This window comes from uncultured Sphingomonas sp. (assembly GCF_913062585.1).
Classification (GTDB): Bacteria; Pseudomonadota; Alphaproteobacteria; order Sphingomonadales; family Sphingomonadaceae; genus Sphingomonas.
Map to the genome: position 1 here is coordinate 286,079 of NZ_CAJXWX010000001.1, position 14,645 is coordinate 300,723.

Sequence of the window (14,645 nt, forward strand, 5' to 3'; positions counted from 1 at the left end):
CCCGCGCTATAATGCCCGCAATGGCCGACCGATACCCCGTGACATGGCTGATGACCGACGAGCGGTTGGGCGACGGGCTATGGCGAGCACTAAGCGCCTTGCCGCCCGGATCGGGCGTGGTGTTCCGCCACCATGCGACGCCCCCTGCCGAGCGCCGGGCGATTCACCGGCGGGTGCGGCGAATCGCCCGGGCGCGGCATTTGATTCTTCTGGTCGCGGGCGGGGGCCTGCCGGGCGACGGCATCCACAAACGCGGGCGGACGACCGGCTTGCGAAGCTGGCCTGCGCATGACCGCGCCGAGGCGGTGGCGGGGTGGAAAGCGGGCGCGGACCTGCTCTTCGTCTCGCCCGTCCACCCTACCCGCTCGCATCCCGGTGCCCCGGCGCTGGGCCCGTCGCGCGCCGCGCGGATCGGATGCGGACTGGGCCTGCCGCTGATCGCGTTGGGGGGTATGGATGCGGCGCGTTTCCGACGCTTGCGGGGGCGCTTTGATGGTTGGGCCGCAATCGACGCATGGGCGCGCCCTTCGTCAGGCCCCCGTCATCCACCGCAGCGATGATGGCCACGGGAATGGAGAAGCAGAACGTCTTCCACGATCGCATTGGCGTCGGTCGCCCCGGCGGCGCCCATTCCCGCCGGAGTGGCGGCCTATGTCCATGACCAGCAACCGACAGGTCACGACCATGCGCTCACCGATCTAAGCGTGTCGCCCGCGCTACGCATGGAGAGCGCCGAACGGCGGCGAGACCGTCATTGCCGCCTATACAAAAAGAAACCGCTTCGCCCGAATCGGAAATCAGAAGCGGAAGGCGGTGCCCAGATAGACCGCCTGGCTGTTGCGGCGATCGTCGTCGATCCGCGCCAGACGCTCGCGGTCCGAGCGATAGCGGACGCCCGCCGTCACATCCAAGTTGCGGGTCAGCGAATAGGATCCGCCCATGTCGAGCGAGTAGTTGGCGGGCACGTCGACCAGCTTCGGCGCGCCGTCGATCGGGCGATCGGACGATGCCTTTACGCGGCCGGTAAAGCGATTCGCGGTATAGCTGACCGCGACGTCCGCCGTCTCGCGGCTGCCGGGCATCCCGGCCAGGTCGACGCGGGCGATATCACCCGACAGCGCGACCCGCTTCCAACCCACCGAAGCGCCCAGATTATAGGCGACCGGCGCCAGGCCGACCGTCGGTGCGGTGTTGGCCGCGATCCGTTCCTCATTGGTACGGCTGGTCCGCGCGCGCAGGGCCACCGTCACCGCGCGATTGGCGCCGCGCTGGCTTTCGGCCGGGGTGAAGCGCAGGTCGCCCGCATCCAGACCGCCCTTGGCGAAGATCGCCGCGAGCCGCGGATCGGCCGCCGCCGGGGTGAACCCGCCCCGCATCAGGGTGAAGGCGCGCTTGGGGGTGGCGCGGCTGATCTGCTCCACCGCGCCGATGGCGGGCGCGACCATCGCGGTCGTGGCGGCAAGCGCCCCGATTGCGATTCCGATCACCACACGCCCGAACGACACGGTCCACCCCTTTTTGGAAACCCTTTTACGAGATCGCTCCTAACATGGAATCGGGTGCGAGCGATCCCATTGTTACGGTCGCAATCGCGAATCTTGTCCGACTGTTGCGCAACCTCCACAGAATCACCGGGAACCGCCCATGCGCGCGGGGTGCTTGCCGGGGTGCCGGGGCCCCTGTAGAGGCTGTAGCCAACCCTTATTCCCAGTCAGGATAATGCCGATGCTTCGCCGTACCGCCACCGCGTTCGCGGTTATTGCCGCCCTGTCGCTCGGGGCCTGTGCCAGCAAGAAGGATCGCCCCCAGGGTGACCTGGCCGCCGCGAAGATCACCACGATCGGCGTGAACTCCTATCTGTGGCGCGCCAGCCTCGACACGCTCAGCTTCATGCCGCTGGCCGAGACGGATTCGAACGGCGGCGTGATCGTGACCGACTGGTACATTAATCCGCAGGTTCCGACCGAGCGGATGAAGGTGACCGTCACCATCCTGGACCAGGATCTGCGCGCCGATGCGCTGCGCGTGACCGCCCTGCGCGAAGTCAATCGTGGCGGCCAGTGGGTCGAAGCGCCCGTCCAGGCCGCGACCATCCAGAAGCTGGAAGACATCATCCTGACCAAGGCGCGCGACCTGCGCCGTGCCTCGATCACGAAGTAAAAAGACGAGAAGAATGGCCTCGCGTTTCAACGCCCTGAAATCGGATTCGACCTGGCAGCGGATCTGGGAAGAGCGGCGCACCTTCGCCGCCGACGATCACAGCACCAAGCCGCGTAGCTATGTCCTTGAGATGTTTCCCTATCCTTCGGGGCGCATCCATATGGGGCATGTCCGCAACTATACGATGGGCGACGTGCTGGCCCGCTATCGGCGGATGATCGGGCATGAGGTGCTCCACCCGATGGGCTGGGACGCGTTCGGCATGCCCGCCGAGAATGCCGCGATGGAAAAGGGCGTCCATCCGGGCGGCTGGACCCGCGACAATATCGCGACGATGAAGGCGCAACTGAAGCGGCTGGGCTTCGCGCTCGACTGGACGCGCGAGATCGCGACCTGCGAGCCCGATTATTACGGGCATGAGCAGGCGCTGTTCCTCGACCTGTATGCGGGCGGGCTGGTCTATCGCAAGGAATCGGCGGTCAACTGGGACCCGGTCGACATGACCGTGCTGGCCAACGAACAGGTGATCGACGGGCGCGGCTGGCGCTCGGGCGCGCTGGTCGAGAAGCGCAAGCTGAACCAGTGGTTCCTGAAGATCACCGACTTCGCCGACGAGCTGCTGGAGGGTCTGACGACGCTCGAGCATTGGCCCGACAAGGTGAAGCTGATGCAGGAGAACTGGATCGGCCGCAGCAAGGGCCTTCAGTTCCGCTTCGCGCCTCTCACGCCGTTGACCGAAGCCATCGAGGTCTACTCGACGCGACCCGACACGATCTTCGGGGCGAGCTTCATCGCGATCGCGGCGGACCACCCGATCGCGCGCGAAGTAGCCCAGTGGAATCCCGAAGCCGCTGCGTTCATCGAACGTTGTAAGGCAGGCGGCACGACCGCAGCGGAGCTGGAAACCCAGGAAAAGCTTGGTTTCAACACGGGTTACGAGGTTCTGCACCCGTTCGACTCGGGTTGGACATTGCCGGTCTATATCGCGAACTTCGTGTTAATGGATTACGGCACCGGCGCGGTCATGGGTGTACCCGCTCATGACCAGCGCGACTTGGATTTCGCGCGGAAATATGGCCTTGAGGTTTGCCGCGTCGTTTCAGACGGCAGCACAACCGACCTGACCTTTGAAGGCGACACCGCCTATACCGGTCCGGGTGCGATCGTGAATTCCCGTTTCCTCGACGGGCTGGATGTGGAGGCTGCCAAGGCCGCCGTCATCACCCGCGCCGAAAGCGAAGGCTGGGGCCAGGGCCAGACCGTCTACCGCCTGCGCGACTGGGGCGTCAGCCGCCAGCGTTACTGGGGCACGCCGATCCCGATCATCCATTGCGAGGATTGCGGCGCGGTGCCGGTGCCCAAGGACCAGCTGCCGGTGACTTTGCCCGAGGACGTCACTTTCGACGTTCCTGGCAATCCGCTCGACCGCCATGCGACGTGGAAGCATGTCGACTGCCCGAACTGCGGCAAGCCCGCCCGGCGCGAGACCGACACGCTCGATACCTTCGTCGATTCGTCCTGGTATTTCATCCGCTTCGCCAGCCAGCCCAAGGATCGCCCGTTCGATCCCGAGGTGGTGAAGCAGTGGCTGCCCGTCGGCCAGTATATCGGCGGCGTCGAACATGCGATCCTGCATCTGCTCTATGCGCGCTTCTGGACGCGCGCCCTGAAGCATATCGGCCTGATCGACGTGGCGGAACCCTTTGCGGGCCTGTTCACGCAAGGCATGGTCACGCACGAAAGCTACAAGTCTTCGGACGGCCGCTGGCTGGCCCCCGGCGAGATTCGCGACGGCATCGAAATCGCGACCGGACAGCCGATCACCGTTGGCCGCGTCGAGAAGATGTCCAAGTCCAAGAAGAACACCGTCGATCCCGAACCCATTGTGGATCAGTACGGCGCGGACGCGGTCCGCTGGTTCATGCTGTCCGACAGCCCGCCCGAGCGCGATCTGCCCTGGTCGGAATCGGGCATTGAGGGCTCGTGGCGTTTCGTCCAGCGGCTGTGGCGCCTGTTCGACGGCTCGGAAGCCGCCGAAGGCGAGGACAAGGCGCTTTCCCGCAAGCTGCACCAGACCATTGCGGGCGTCGCGGCGGACATCGAAGCGCTGGCCTTCAACAAGGCCGTTGCCAAGCTGTATGAGCTGGTCAACGCCATCGAAAAGGCCAAGCCCTCGGCCGCGCGCAACGAGGCGATCCGCACCACCATGTTGCTGGTCGCGCCGATGGTCCCGCATCTGGCCGAGGAAGCCTGGGCCGGAATGGGGCAAGAGGGCCTGATCGCCGACGCCGCCTGGCCGGAGGTCGACGAAAGCCTGCTGGTCGAGGACGAGGTCACCGTCGCGGTGCAGGTCAACGGCAAGCTGCGCGACACGCTGACCATCGCCAAGGGGATGCCCAAGGATCAGTTGGAGGCAACCGCGCTGGCATCGGACAAGATCGTCCGCGCGCTGGACGGTGCGACCCCGAAAAAGGTGATCGTGGTGCCCGACCGTCTGGTGAACATCGTCGCATGAGCCGCCCCCTTCCCCTCATCGCCGCCGGTCTGGCGTTGACGCTGACTCTTACCGGCTGCGGGCTGCATCCGCTCTACGCCGGCGGCGGCTCGGGCCCGGTCGCGAGCGCCCTGTCGCAGATCGAGGTTGCGCCGATTCAGGGGAAGGCGGGCTGGCTGATGACCAACGCGCTGAACGACCGGCTGGGCGGCACCAAGGGCACCAATGCCCGGTACCGGCTGGACGTGAAGCTGGACGATCAGATTCGCGGGCTTGGCGTGCGAAGCGACGATTCGGTGGTGCGTGAACGGCGCATCCTGCGTGCGCGTTATCAGCTGATCGACCAGACGAGCAACGCGGTGCTGGTCGACGCCACCGCCGGATCGGATGCCGGGATCGACGTGGTCCGCTCCGAATATGCCACGATCGCCGCCGAAAACACCGCGCTGGAACGGCTGTCGGTGATCGTCGCGGACGAGATCGTCGCGCGAATCGCCACCTATGCCCGGTCGCGTCCCGGCGAGGCGATGGCCCCCGCGCGGCCGTGAAGGCGCCCCGGTCTTGAAAGCCAGCGCCAACCAGATTCGCCAGGCGCTGGGCCGCCCCTCCGCCGATATCCGCCTCTATCTGCTCCACGGTCCCGATGAGGCGGGGGCGAGCGAACTGGCGCGGCTGCTGGCAAAGGCGATGGGCCCGGAGGCCGAACGGATCGACCTGGATTCGGCGACGCTGAAGAGCGATCCCGCCCGCCTGACCGACGAAGCCGCCGCCATGTCGCTGTTCGGCGGCCCGCGCCATATCCGCATCGCGAGTGTCGGCGAGGAGGGGCTTGCGGCCTTCACCGCCCTGCTTGAGGCGGAATCGGCGGGCAATCCGGTCGTCGCCATCGCGCCCACGGTCAAGACGACCGCCAAGATCGTCAAGCTCGCGCTCGATTCGCCGCGCGCCATGGCCTTTGGCTGCTACGCGCCCACCGCCGCCGATGCCGAACGGCTGGCGACGACGATCGGCGGCGAGATGGGACTGCGACTGGCCGCTGGCGTGCCCGCCCGACTGGTCGACGCGGCCGCTGCCGATCGCTCGGTGATGATGCGCGAACTGGAAAAGATCGCTCTTTATCTCAACGCCGCCCCCGACCGTCCGCGCGAAGTCGATCACGCCGCGATGGACGCGATCGGTGCCGATCTGGGCGAGGTCGAGATGGGCGATGCGGTCGAGGCGGTGGTCGAGGGTCGCGTGAGTGATCTGGGCGGCGAACTGGCGCTGCTCGACGAAGGTGGCGCCTCGCCTATCCCATGGCTACGCGCGCTGGCCCGGCGACTGGTCGCACTGGCCGAGATGCGCGCGGATATGGATGCGGGCGAGCCGGTCGAGGCAGTGATGAAACGCCACCGCGTCTTCTTCCGCGACGAGGCGAAGACCACGCGGGCGCTCCGGCGCTGGAGCCCGGCGATGCTGGCGCGGGCGCTGGCCCGCATTCGGGCCGCCGAGCGTGCGGTGATGGCGCCGGGCAATGCCGGGGCAGTGCTGGCGGAGTCCGAGGCGACGATCATCGCGCAGGGGATTGCGCGGCGGGGATGACCCCGTGACCTTCGACTTCGCTCAGGCTGAACGGGGTTTGGGGTTCACAATACCAAAACCCGTTCAGGCTGAGCGAAGTCGAAGCCCATGCCCCGCCCGCTCAAAAATCAAAAGCGAGTTGCGCCTGTCTGCGAAACAGACCGGCGTCCCGCTTTCAAATCCCCTCACCTGTCAGCCGCTGGCACACCATGTCGAGCTGATCGAGCGTCGAATAGCTCAGGGTCAGAGTCCCGCCCTTCTCACCATGCGCGATCCGCACCGACAGGCCGAGCAGATCGGCGAGCTGCCCCTCCAGCGCGGCGATATCGGCATCCGCCGCGTCCTGCCCGCCGCTGCGAGGGGCCTTGTCGGCGCCGTTGCTCCCCTTACGCCCGCCGCCCTTGGCCTCGCGCGTGAGCTTTTCGGTTTCACGCACGCTCAGCCCACGCGCAATGACCTGATCCGCCAGCGACTCGACCTCGTCCGCACCCAGCAGCGCACGGGCATGCCCCATCGACAGTGCACCGGTGACCACCTGGGCCTGCACCGTGTCGGGCAGTTCCAGAAGGCGCAGCAGATTGGCGACATGGCTGCGCGACTTGTGGACGATCTTGGCCAGCGCTTCCTGGGTATGGCCGAACTCGCCCGCCAGCCGCTGATAGGCCTGCGCCTCTTCGATGGCGTTCAGGTCCTGGCGCTGGATATTCTCGATCAGCGCAATTTCGAGCGTCTGGGCATCGTCGAAGTCGCGGACGACGACCGGAACCTCGTGCAGCCGTGCCCGCTGTGCCGCGCGCCAGCGCCGCTCGCCCGCGACGATCTGATAATCCTTGCCATGCGGCCGGACGACGATCGGCTGGATCAGCCCACGCGCCGCAATCGAGGCGGCGAGTTCGTCGAGCGCGGCTTCCTCGAAATGGCGACGCGGCTGGTCCGGGTGCGGCGACAGCGATCCGACGGGCAGCATCCGCACCCCGCCCGGCGTGGGCTGATCGCCCGGCTGTATGGGTGCCTCACGCGCGATGTCGCCGAGCAGCGCACCCAGGCCGCGCCCAAGACCGGGGCGCGGACGTTTGGCCGTCATCTCCCCGCTCATGCCGCCGCAGCCCCCGGCTGGGGCGTGCCGAGCGGCAGGCGCGCGATCAGCTCGCGGGCCAGCGCGATATAGGCCTGGCTGCCGACGCAGCGATGGTCATAGATCAAGGCAGGCAGGCCATGGCTGGGCGCCTCCGACAGTCGGACGTTGCGCGGAATCACCGTATCGAACACCACACCTCCCAAAACCGCGCGCACATCGGCCGACACCTGATCGGTCAGCCGGTTGCGCCGGTCGTACATCGTCAACGCCACGCCCAATATGGCGAGGCCCGGATTGAATCGCGCGCGAATCCGCTCGACCGTCGTCAGCAGCTGCGACAAGCCCTCCAGCGCGAAGAACTCACATTGCAGCGGCACGAACAGCGAGTCGGACGCCACCATCGCATTGATCGTCAACAGCCCCAGCGAGGGCGGGCAATCGACCAGGACAATGTCCCAGTTACCCTGCGTCCGCCGCAGCGCATGGTCGAGCCGGTGCGTACGATTCTCGAAATCGACCAGCTCCAGCTCGGCTCCCGACAGGTCGACCGTCGCAGGCACCACGTCCAGCCGGGGCACCTGCGTATGCACCACCGCATCGTCGATCCGCGCCTCGCCCAGCAGGACGTGATAGCTGGAAAAGGTCCGCTGGCTGTTGGGAATGCCAAGGCCGGTCGAGGCATTGCCCTGCGGATCGAGGTCGATCAGCAGGACGTGCAGACCGGTCGCCGCCAGGGCGGTGGCGAGGTTGATGGCGCTGGTGGTCTTGCCCACCCCGCCCTTCTGGTTCGCAATGGCTACGCAGATCATCGGGCCCCTACTCGGTCGAGGATCACGATCGACGAGTCCGCCGAGGTGATGCTATGTTCCACGTGAAACACGAAGCGCCATCGCCGCTTGAGGGTCTTGATTTCGCGCTCGTCCAGGCGGCCGCGCGGGAGCAACCACCGCGTGTCCGGTTTGCCGCAATGGGCGGCGGCGCGCAAAAGATTTTCGACTGTCGCCACCGCACGAGCAGAAATAATATCCGCCTTCAACTGCACCGCCTCGATCTTGGAGGCGTGGACCGTCACCCGGTCGGCGATGCCCAGCGTCTCGGCACAGTCGCGCAGGAAATCGGCGCGGCGCTTGCGCGGTTCGACCAGCGCGACCTGCCCCGGCCATGCCAAAGCGACGACCATGCCGGGAAAACCACCGCCGGTGCCGATGTCGACCCACTGTCCGTCGGCGCGATCGGCCAGCGGAATCAGCTGCAACGAGTCGAGCGCATGGCGTGCCCAGATGGTCGGGATAGTCGAGGGCGCGATCAGATTCTGCTGGTCGTTCTCGACGATCACCAGGTTGAGGAACCAGTCGATCTTAGCCGCCGCCTCTTCACCGAAGCGCTGGACCGCCCAGTCGCGAGCTTGGTCTTCGGTCATGCGGCCACCTTTCGGGCGTGGAGAAGCACCGCCGACAGGGCGGCCGGGGTAATGCCGCGAATCCGCGACGCGGCCGCCAGCGTGGCAGGCCGGGCGAGGCTCAGCCGGTCTATCATTTCCTGCGACAGGCCGGGAATGGCGGCATAGTCGAGTTCGGGCGACAACAGGATCTGTTCGTCGGCACGCAGCCGCGCGACCTCCTCCGCCTGGCGTTCGACATAGGGCGCATATCGCGCGTCCTCCAGCGTCTCGGCCACCACCGCCGGATCGCAGCCCTCCGCCGCATCGGGCGCGACATGCGCGAGCGTGACGCCATCGAAGCGCAGCCACTCATAAGCCGTCCGCCGCGCGCCATCCTGGGCGATCGCCGCCCCGCTGCGTGCGAGATCGGAGGCGGTGCGGACCGTCGACAGCCGCTCGCGCAAGGCCGCCTGCTGCTCCTGCCGCCGCCGCCGATGCGCCAGCCGCTCCGGCGACAGGCAGCCCGCCACCTCGGCGATGCCGTCCAGCCGCGTCTCGGCATTGTCGGCCCGCAGCGACAGCCGATATTCGGCCCGCGCCGTCAACATCCGATAGGGCTCGGTGACTCCCTGCAACACCAGATCGTCGATCATCACGCCCAGATAGCTCGACGCGCGGTCGAGAATGACCGGGCTGAGATCGCAGGCATGGGCCGCGGCGTTCAGCCCGGCAATCAGCCCCTGCCCCGCCGCTTCCTCATAGCCGGTGGTGCCGTTGATCTGCCCGGCACAAAACACCCCCGCCAGCGCGCCCAGCGCCAGCCGGGCATCGAGCGCGCGCGGGTCGATATGGTCATACTCCACCGCATAGCCGGGCAGCGTGATGACCGCCCGCTCCAGCCCCGGCATGGAGGCGATCATCGCCTCTTGCACATCGGTCGGCAGCGAGGTCGACAGGCCGTTAGGATAGACCAGCGGGTCGTCCAGCCCCTCGGGCTCCAGGAAGATCTGATGGCTGTCGCGGTCGGCGAAGCGCTTGATCTTGTCTTCGATCGACGGGCAATAGCGCGGCCCGTTCGCCTCGATCGCGCCGGTGAACAGCGGCGAGCGGTGAAAGGCCGCCGCGATGATCGCATGGGTCTCTTCGGTCGTCCGGGTGATCGCGCATGCGATCTGCGGCAGCGGTCGCGCCGCCGTCATCGGCGACATGGTCCAGGGATCGGTGTCGGAGGGCTGCTCGTCCAGCCTGGCCCAGTCGATGGTCCGACCGTCGAGACGCGGCGGCGTCCCGGTCTTCATCCGCGCCATCGGCAGGCCCAATGCGCGGAGCTGCTCCGCCATGCGGGTCGCGGCGCGCTCGCCGATACGGCCGCCGAGATGCCGTTCCTCGCCCCGGAACAGCCGACCGCCCAGGAACGTCCCCGTCGCCAGCACCACCGCGCGCGTCGACAGGATCGTACCGTCGCCAAGCTGCACACCCGCAACCCGGTTGCCATCAAGGACCAGCGCCTCGGCCTCACCCTCCACGATGGTCAAATGGGGTTGCGCCGCCAGCATTGCCTGGATCGCCCCGGCATAGCGGCGCCGGTCGGCCTGGACGCGTGGCCCCTGCACGGCCGTCCCCTTGCTCCGGTTGAGCATCCGGTAATGAATCGCGCCCTGGTCCGCCGCACGGCCGATCAGCCCGTCAAAGGCGTCGACCTCGCGCACGATATGGCCCTTCCCCAATCCGCCGATCGCCGGATTGCAGGACATGGCGCCCAGGCCATGACGATCAAAAGACAAAAGGGCCGTCCGCGCACCCCGGCGCGCAGCCGCCGCAGCGGCCTCGGTTCCCGCGTGACCACCACCGATCACTACGACATCAAACATGCGCCCGCCCTACCGGAATGGTCGAGCAGCGTCAAAGCGATCCCACGCCCCTTTCGGCTGCTCAACGTTCCACGTGGAACATTCACTTGCCGAGGCAAAAGCGTCCGAACAGCGCATCAAGCATCGTTTCGGTCGCGCTGACCCCCAGCACCTCGGCCAGCGCCTGACGCGCGATCCGCAATTCCTCCGCGACCAACAGGATGTCGTCGGACGGCGCGGCCATCAGTGCATGGGCGGCGCGGCGGCATTGTTCCTGCTGGTGCCGCTTGAACCCGATCGCATCTTCGCGTGGCAACAGCGTGGTGGCGGTGTCCGCGATCGCATCCCAGACAGCCGCCACGCTGGCACCATCGTCGCGACGTACCGCCAGCCGCCGCCCTTCGGGCAATGCCCCCCGCCCCGGCAGATCGGCCCGTGCGTGGAGCCAGATCGCATCGGCGCGTGGCGGTGAGGTGTCGGCCATCCACAGCAGAATATCCGCCTGGGCGATCGCCTCCTGCGCGCGGGTGACGCCGATCGCCTCGATCACGTCATCGGTGTCCTCGGCCAGGCCCGCCGTGTCGGTCAGCACATAGGCGATCCCGCCGCGCAGCACGCTCGCCTCGATACGGTCGCGCGTCGTGCCCGCGATCGGCGAGACGATCGCCGCCTCCCGCTCGACCAGCAGGTTGAGCAATGTCGACTTGCCGCTATTCGGCGGTCCCGCCAGCACCACGCGGATCCCGTCGTGCAGCCTGTCCACTGGCGGCCGCTCGACCATTTCCAGCATGACACGGGCAAGCGCCTGCATCTCGCTCCTGATTCGCGCGACGCCGGCTTCATCGAGCGGCACGTCATCTTCCTCGGCAAAGTCGAGCATCGCCTCGATCATCGCGGACAGCATCGCCAGCCTGTCCATCCAGCCGCGCACCGCCTGGCTCACCCGGCCCTCGACCGCGCTGATCGCCGCACGGCGCTGCCGCTCGGTCTGGGCTTCCAGCAGATCGGCCAGCCCCTCCGCCTCGGCCAGGTCGATCCGGCCGTTGAGCAACGCGCGACGGGTAAACTCGCCGGGCTCGGCGCGGCGAACACCCGGATGTTCGGCCAAGGTGCGTTCGACCGCCGCGACCACCGCGCGACCGCCATGGCAATGCAGCTCGACCAGATCCTCCCCGGTCGCCGTCGCCGGTCCGGGGAAGCAGAGCAGCAGCGCCGAATCCAGCACCGCCCCGCCCGCATCCTTCAGCGTCCTCAGGCTTGCCCGGCGGGCCTGGGGCAAAGGCCCGCCCAGCCGCTCGGCCGCCGTGAACGCCGCCGGGCCGCTCACCCGGATCACCGCAATCGCGGCGGGCGGCTGGCCGCTGGAGACGGCGAAGATCGTGTCGGTCATCGAAAGGATCAGCCCTTCTGCCCCTCGAACATCCGGCGCCACATGCTCATGCTCGCCTCGCCCATCGGTGCCCAGTTGCGCATCATCGCCTCGATCATCTCGGGCTTTACGCCGGACTGCATCGTGTCGAGCATCATCTGGACATAGCGTTCATGGATCGGCGTCAGGTCGGGCAGGCCCATGGCGCGGCGCGCCTCTTCGGGCGTGCAGTCGATTTCCACATTCACTTTCACAGCCAATTCTCCTCACGCGACCAACTGAGGCATAAGGCGTTATCGTCGCGACGACCACAGGAGACCCGCATGACTGCCATGAAGACCATCGCCGCCCCGCACGGCGAAGGCCCGTTCAACGCCTATTATGCCGAGCCGGAGGGCCAGCCGACCGCCGCGATCATCGTCATCCAGGAAATCTTCGGCATCAATGCGGGTATCCGCCGCAAATGCGATACGCTGGCGGAGGCAGGCTATCTGGCCGTCGCGCCCGATCTCTTCCACAAGATTGCCCCCGGCATCGAGCTGGACCCCGACATCCCCAACGAGATGCAACAGGCGCTCGACCTTATGGGCCAGTTCGACCAGGACGGCGGCATCCGGGATATCGAGGCGACGATCCACGCGATCCGGGCCGAGCATGGTGCGGACTTCAAGGTCGGGGTGGTCGGCTACTGCCTGGGAGGGCGGTTGGCCTTCATGACCGCGACGCGCACCGATGTGGATGCCAGTGTCGGCTACTATGCCGTCGGCATCGACGGGCTGCTCGGCGAGAAGCACGCCATCGCCAAGCCGGTCCTGCTGCACATTCCGCAGGAGGATCATTTCGTCGACAAGGACTCGCAGGCGCGGATGCATGAGGGGCTGGGCGACCACCCCAAGGTCACGCTGTACGATTATCCCGGCGAGGATCACGGCTTTGCGACCGAGTTCGGTCAACGTCGGTCGGACGAGTCCGCGAAGCTAGCGGACGAACGTACCATGGCGTTCTTTGCGGAGCATCTCCGCTGAACAATCAACACCCTCACCCTTCCCACCCGCCATGCGGGCGGGCCCCTTCCCTCTCCCATTGGGAGAGGGAGGGAGGCGCGAAGCGCCGGAAGGGAGAGGGTGTGTTATTACGCCGCCTTGGCCAGCGCCTCGGCGATCAGTTTGCGGCTGTTATCCACACCGTATAGCGCGATGAAGCTGCCCATGCGCGGACCCTGCGCCGATCCCAGCAGCGTCTCGTACAGCGCCTTGAACCAGTCGCGCAGCGACGGGAAGGCGTCGGTCTTGCCGATCTCATAGACGATGTTCTGGATATCCTCAGCACTCGCCCCCGCCGGGAGCTGGCCAAGCTGCGCATCCAGCTGGCGCAGCGCCTCGGCCTCATGCGGCTCGGGCGCGCGGCGCTGGAGCGTCGGGGCGACGAAGTCGCGGGCATAGGCCAGCGCATGGTCGATCAGCCGGTCCAGCTCGGGATATTTCGCGGCCGACGCCTCGGGCACGTAATTGGCGAGATAGCCCCAGACCTGCTCCTTGCTCGCCTCGCCCATCACCCCGACCAGGTTGAGCAGCAGGCCGAACGTCACCGGCAACTCGCCCTGCGGCAGCTTGCCGTCATGGATATGATGCACCGGATTGCCCAGCTGCTCCTTGAGCGACTGGGTCGGGTAGTTGGTGCGGAACTGCCAATATTCGTCCACGGCGCGCGGGATGACGCCCATGTGCAGTTGCTTCGCCTTTTTCGGTTCGCGGTAAGCGAAAAAGGCCAGGCTCTCCTCCGGCCCATAGGTCAGCCACTGGTCGAGGCTGAGGCCGTTGCCCTTGGACTTGGAGATCTTCTCGCCATGCTCGTCGAGGAACATCTCATAATTGAAGCCCTCGGGTGGACGGCCGCCGAGCACGCGCGCGATCTTGGACGACTGGGTGACCGAGTCGATCAGGTCCTTGCCCGCCATTTCGTAATCCACACCCAGCGCGACCCAGCGCATCGCCCAGTCCACCTTCCACTGCAGCTTGGACAGGCCGCCCAGCGCCGACTGGACGATCCGCTCGCCCTCATCCTCGAAGGCGATCAGGCCAGCCTCGGCGTCGATTACCTCGACCGGCACCTGCAGCACGATGCCCGACTTGGGACTGATCGGCAGGACCGGCGAATAGGTGGCACGACGCTCGGCCCGCAGCGTGGGGAGCATCACGTCCTGAATGCCCTGAAAATGCTTCAGCACCAGCCGCAGCGCGTCGTCGAACCGACCCGAGGTGTAATACTCGGTCGACGAGGCGAACTCGTAATCGAAGCCATAGCGGTCGAGAAACTGCCGCAGCAGCGCGTTGTTGTGCGCGGCGAAGCTGTCGAACTTCTCGAACGGATCGGGCACCTGGGTCAGCGGCTTGCCGAGATGTTCGCGCAGCATCTCCTGGTTCGGCACATTGTCCGGCACCTTGCGCAGGCCGTCCATATCGTCCGAAAAGGCGATCAGCCGGGTCTTCTGGTCGGACAGCGCGTGAAAGGCGTTGCGGACCATGGTGGTGCGCAGCACTTCGTTGAACGTGCCGATATGCGGGAGACCCGAGGGGCCATAGCCGGTTTCGAACAGGATCGGCTCGCCACCTGGCTTGCCGTCGGGATAGCGTTTGAGGAGCTTGCGCGCTTCCTCATAGGGCCAGGCCTTGGACTCGAGAGCGGTGGAGCGGAGTTCGTCTGTCATGCTTTTGCCTCTGGCAAGGCGGGGCGTGATGCACAATGGGTTTTGC

14 protein-coding genes are annotated in these 14,645 nt (G+C 66.8%); 6 read left to right on the forward strand and 8 right to left on the reverse strand.

Translation table 11 applies throughout. From position 1 onward, the window contains the following. The first annotated feature begins 20 nt into the window (after positions 1 to 20). Positions 21 to 560 carry a thiamine phosphate synthase gene (locus QZ546_RS01325; RefSeq protein WP_294233433.1) on the forward strand — a complete coding sequence of 180 codons (540 nt, stop codon included), beginning with the start codon at positions 21 to 23 and terminating at the stop codon, positions 558 to 560. A gap of 237 nt (positions 561 to 797) precedes the next feature. Here the strand turns inward: QZ546_RS01325 and QZ546_RS01330 are convergent, their stop codons facing one another. Next, positions 798 to 1,505, reverse strand: coding sequence for a hypothetical protein (locus QZ546_RS01330; protein ID WP_294233436.1), 708 nt, complete (start codon positions 1,503 to 1,505; stop codon positions 798 to 800). A gap of 220 nt (positions 1,506 to 1,725) precedes the next feature. Between QZ546_RS01330 and QZ546_RS01335 the strand changes: the two genes are divergently transcribed. From QZ546_RS01335 to holA, 4 genes are read left to right on the forward strand one after another with little or no spacing between them, the layout of a single operon-like run. Then, the gene (locus QZ546_RS01335; protein ID WP_294233439.1) at positions 1,726 to 2,160 is read left to right on the forward strand and encodes a DUF3576 domain-containing protein; all 435 of its coding nucleotides are present in this window, start codon (positions 1,726 to 1,728) and stop codon (positions 2,158 to 2,160) included. Between the two features lie 13 nt (positions 2,161 to 2,173). Then, on the forward strand, positions 2,174 to 4,675 hold the full coding sequence (gene leuS, locus QZ546_RS01340) for a leucine--tRNA ligase (protein WP_294233443.1): 2,502 nt from the start codon (positions 2,174 to 2,176) through the stop codon (positions 4,673 to 4,675). Further along, a complete protein-coding gene (gene lptE, locus QZ546_RS01345) occupies positions 4,672 to 5,202 on the forward strand; it encodes an LPS assembly lipoprotein LptE (RefSeq protein WP_294233446.1) in 531 nt (176 codons plus the stop codon). Before leuS ends, lptE begins: the two co-directional genes overlap by 4 nt. A gap of 13 nt (positions 5,203 to 5,215) precedes the next feature. Then, positions 5,216 to 6,235: a DNA polymerase III subunit delta gene (holA, locus tag QZ546_RS01350; RefSeq protein WP_294233451.1), complete on the forward strand. Its 1,020-nt coding sequence runs from the start codon at positions 5,216 to 5,218 to the stop codon at positions 6,233 to 6,235. 154 nt (positions 6,236 to 6,389) lie between these two features. Here holA and QZ546_RS01355 read toward each other — a convergent pair whose 3' ends face one another. From QZ546_RS01355 to QZ546_RS01380, 6 genes are all read right to left on the reverse strand, one after another. Next, positions 6,390 to 7,298 carry a ParB/RepB/Spo0J family partition protein gene (locus tag QZ546_RS01355; protein ID WP_294233454.1) on the reverse strand — a complete coding sequence of 303 codons (909 nt, stop codon included), beginning with the start codon at positions 7,296 to 7,298 and terminating at the stop codon, positions 6,390 to 6,392. A gap of 8 nt (positions 7,299 to 7,306) precedes the next feature. Then, positions 7,307 to 8,101 (reverse strand): AAA family ATPase, encoded by a 795-nt coding sequence (locus QZ546_RS01360; RefSeq protein WP_294233457.1) that lies wholly within the window; start codon positions 8,099 to 8,101, stop codon positions 7,307 to 7,309. Next, on the reverse strand, positions 8,098 to 8,712 hold the full coding sequence (gene rsmG, locus QZ546_RS01365) for a 16S rRNA (guanine(527)-N(7))-methyltransferase RsmG (RefSeq protein WP_294233461.1): 615 nt from the start codon (positions 8,710 to 8,712) through the stop codon (positions 8,098 to 8,100). The genes QZ546_RS01360 and rsmG overlap by 4 nt, the downstream gene beginning before the upstream one ends. After that, positions 8,709 to 10,544 carry a tRNA uridine-5-carboxymethylaminomethyl(34) synthesis enzyme MnmG gene (gene mnmG / locus QZ546_RS01370; RefSeq protein WP_294233464.1) on the reverse strand — a complete coding sequence of 612 codons (1,836 nt, stop codon included), beginning with the start codon at positions 10,542 to 10,544 and terminating at the stop codon, positions 8,709 to 8,711. Before mnmG ends, rsmG begins: the two co-directional genes overlap by 4 nt. A gap of 82 nt (positions 10,545 to 10,626) precedes the next feature. Next, positions 10,627 to 11,913 carry a tRNA uridine-5-carboxymethylaminomethyl(34) synthesis GTPase MnmE gene (gene mnmE / locus QZ546_RS01375; RefSeq protein ID WP_294233468.1) on the reverse strand — a complete coding sequence of 429 codons (1,287 nt, stop codon included), beginning with the start codon at positions 11,911 to 11,913 and terminating at the stop codon, positions 10,627 to 10,629. Positions 11,914 to 11,921: 8 nt separating this feature from the next. Further along, positions 11,922 to 12,146 (reverse strand): DUF6489 family protein, encoded by a 225-nt coding sequence (locus QZ546_RS01380; RefSeq protein ID WP_230481610.1) that lies wholly within the window; start codon positions 12,144 to 12,146, stop codon positions 11,922 to 11,924. A gap of 69 nt (positions 12,147 to 12,215) precedes the next feature. Here QZ546_RS01380 and QZ546_RS01385 point away from each other — a divergent pair, with 69 nt between their 5' ends. Next, positions 12,216 to 12,917, forward strand: coding sequence for a dienelactone hydrolase family protein (locus QZ546_RS01385; RefSeq protein ID WP_294233478.1), 702 nt, complete (start codon positions 12,216 to 12,218; stop codon positions 12,915 to 12,917). 107 nt (positions 12,918 to 13,024) lie between these two features. Here QZ546_RS01385 and QZ546_RS01390 read toward each other — a convergent pair whose 3' ends face one another. Then, a complete protein-coding gene (locus QZ546_RS01390) occupies positions 13,025 to 14,599 on the reverse strand; it encodes a lysine--tRNA ligase (protein ID WP_294233481.1) in 1,575 nt (524 codons plus the stop codon). Positions 14,600 to 14,645: the final 46 nt, after the last annotated feature.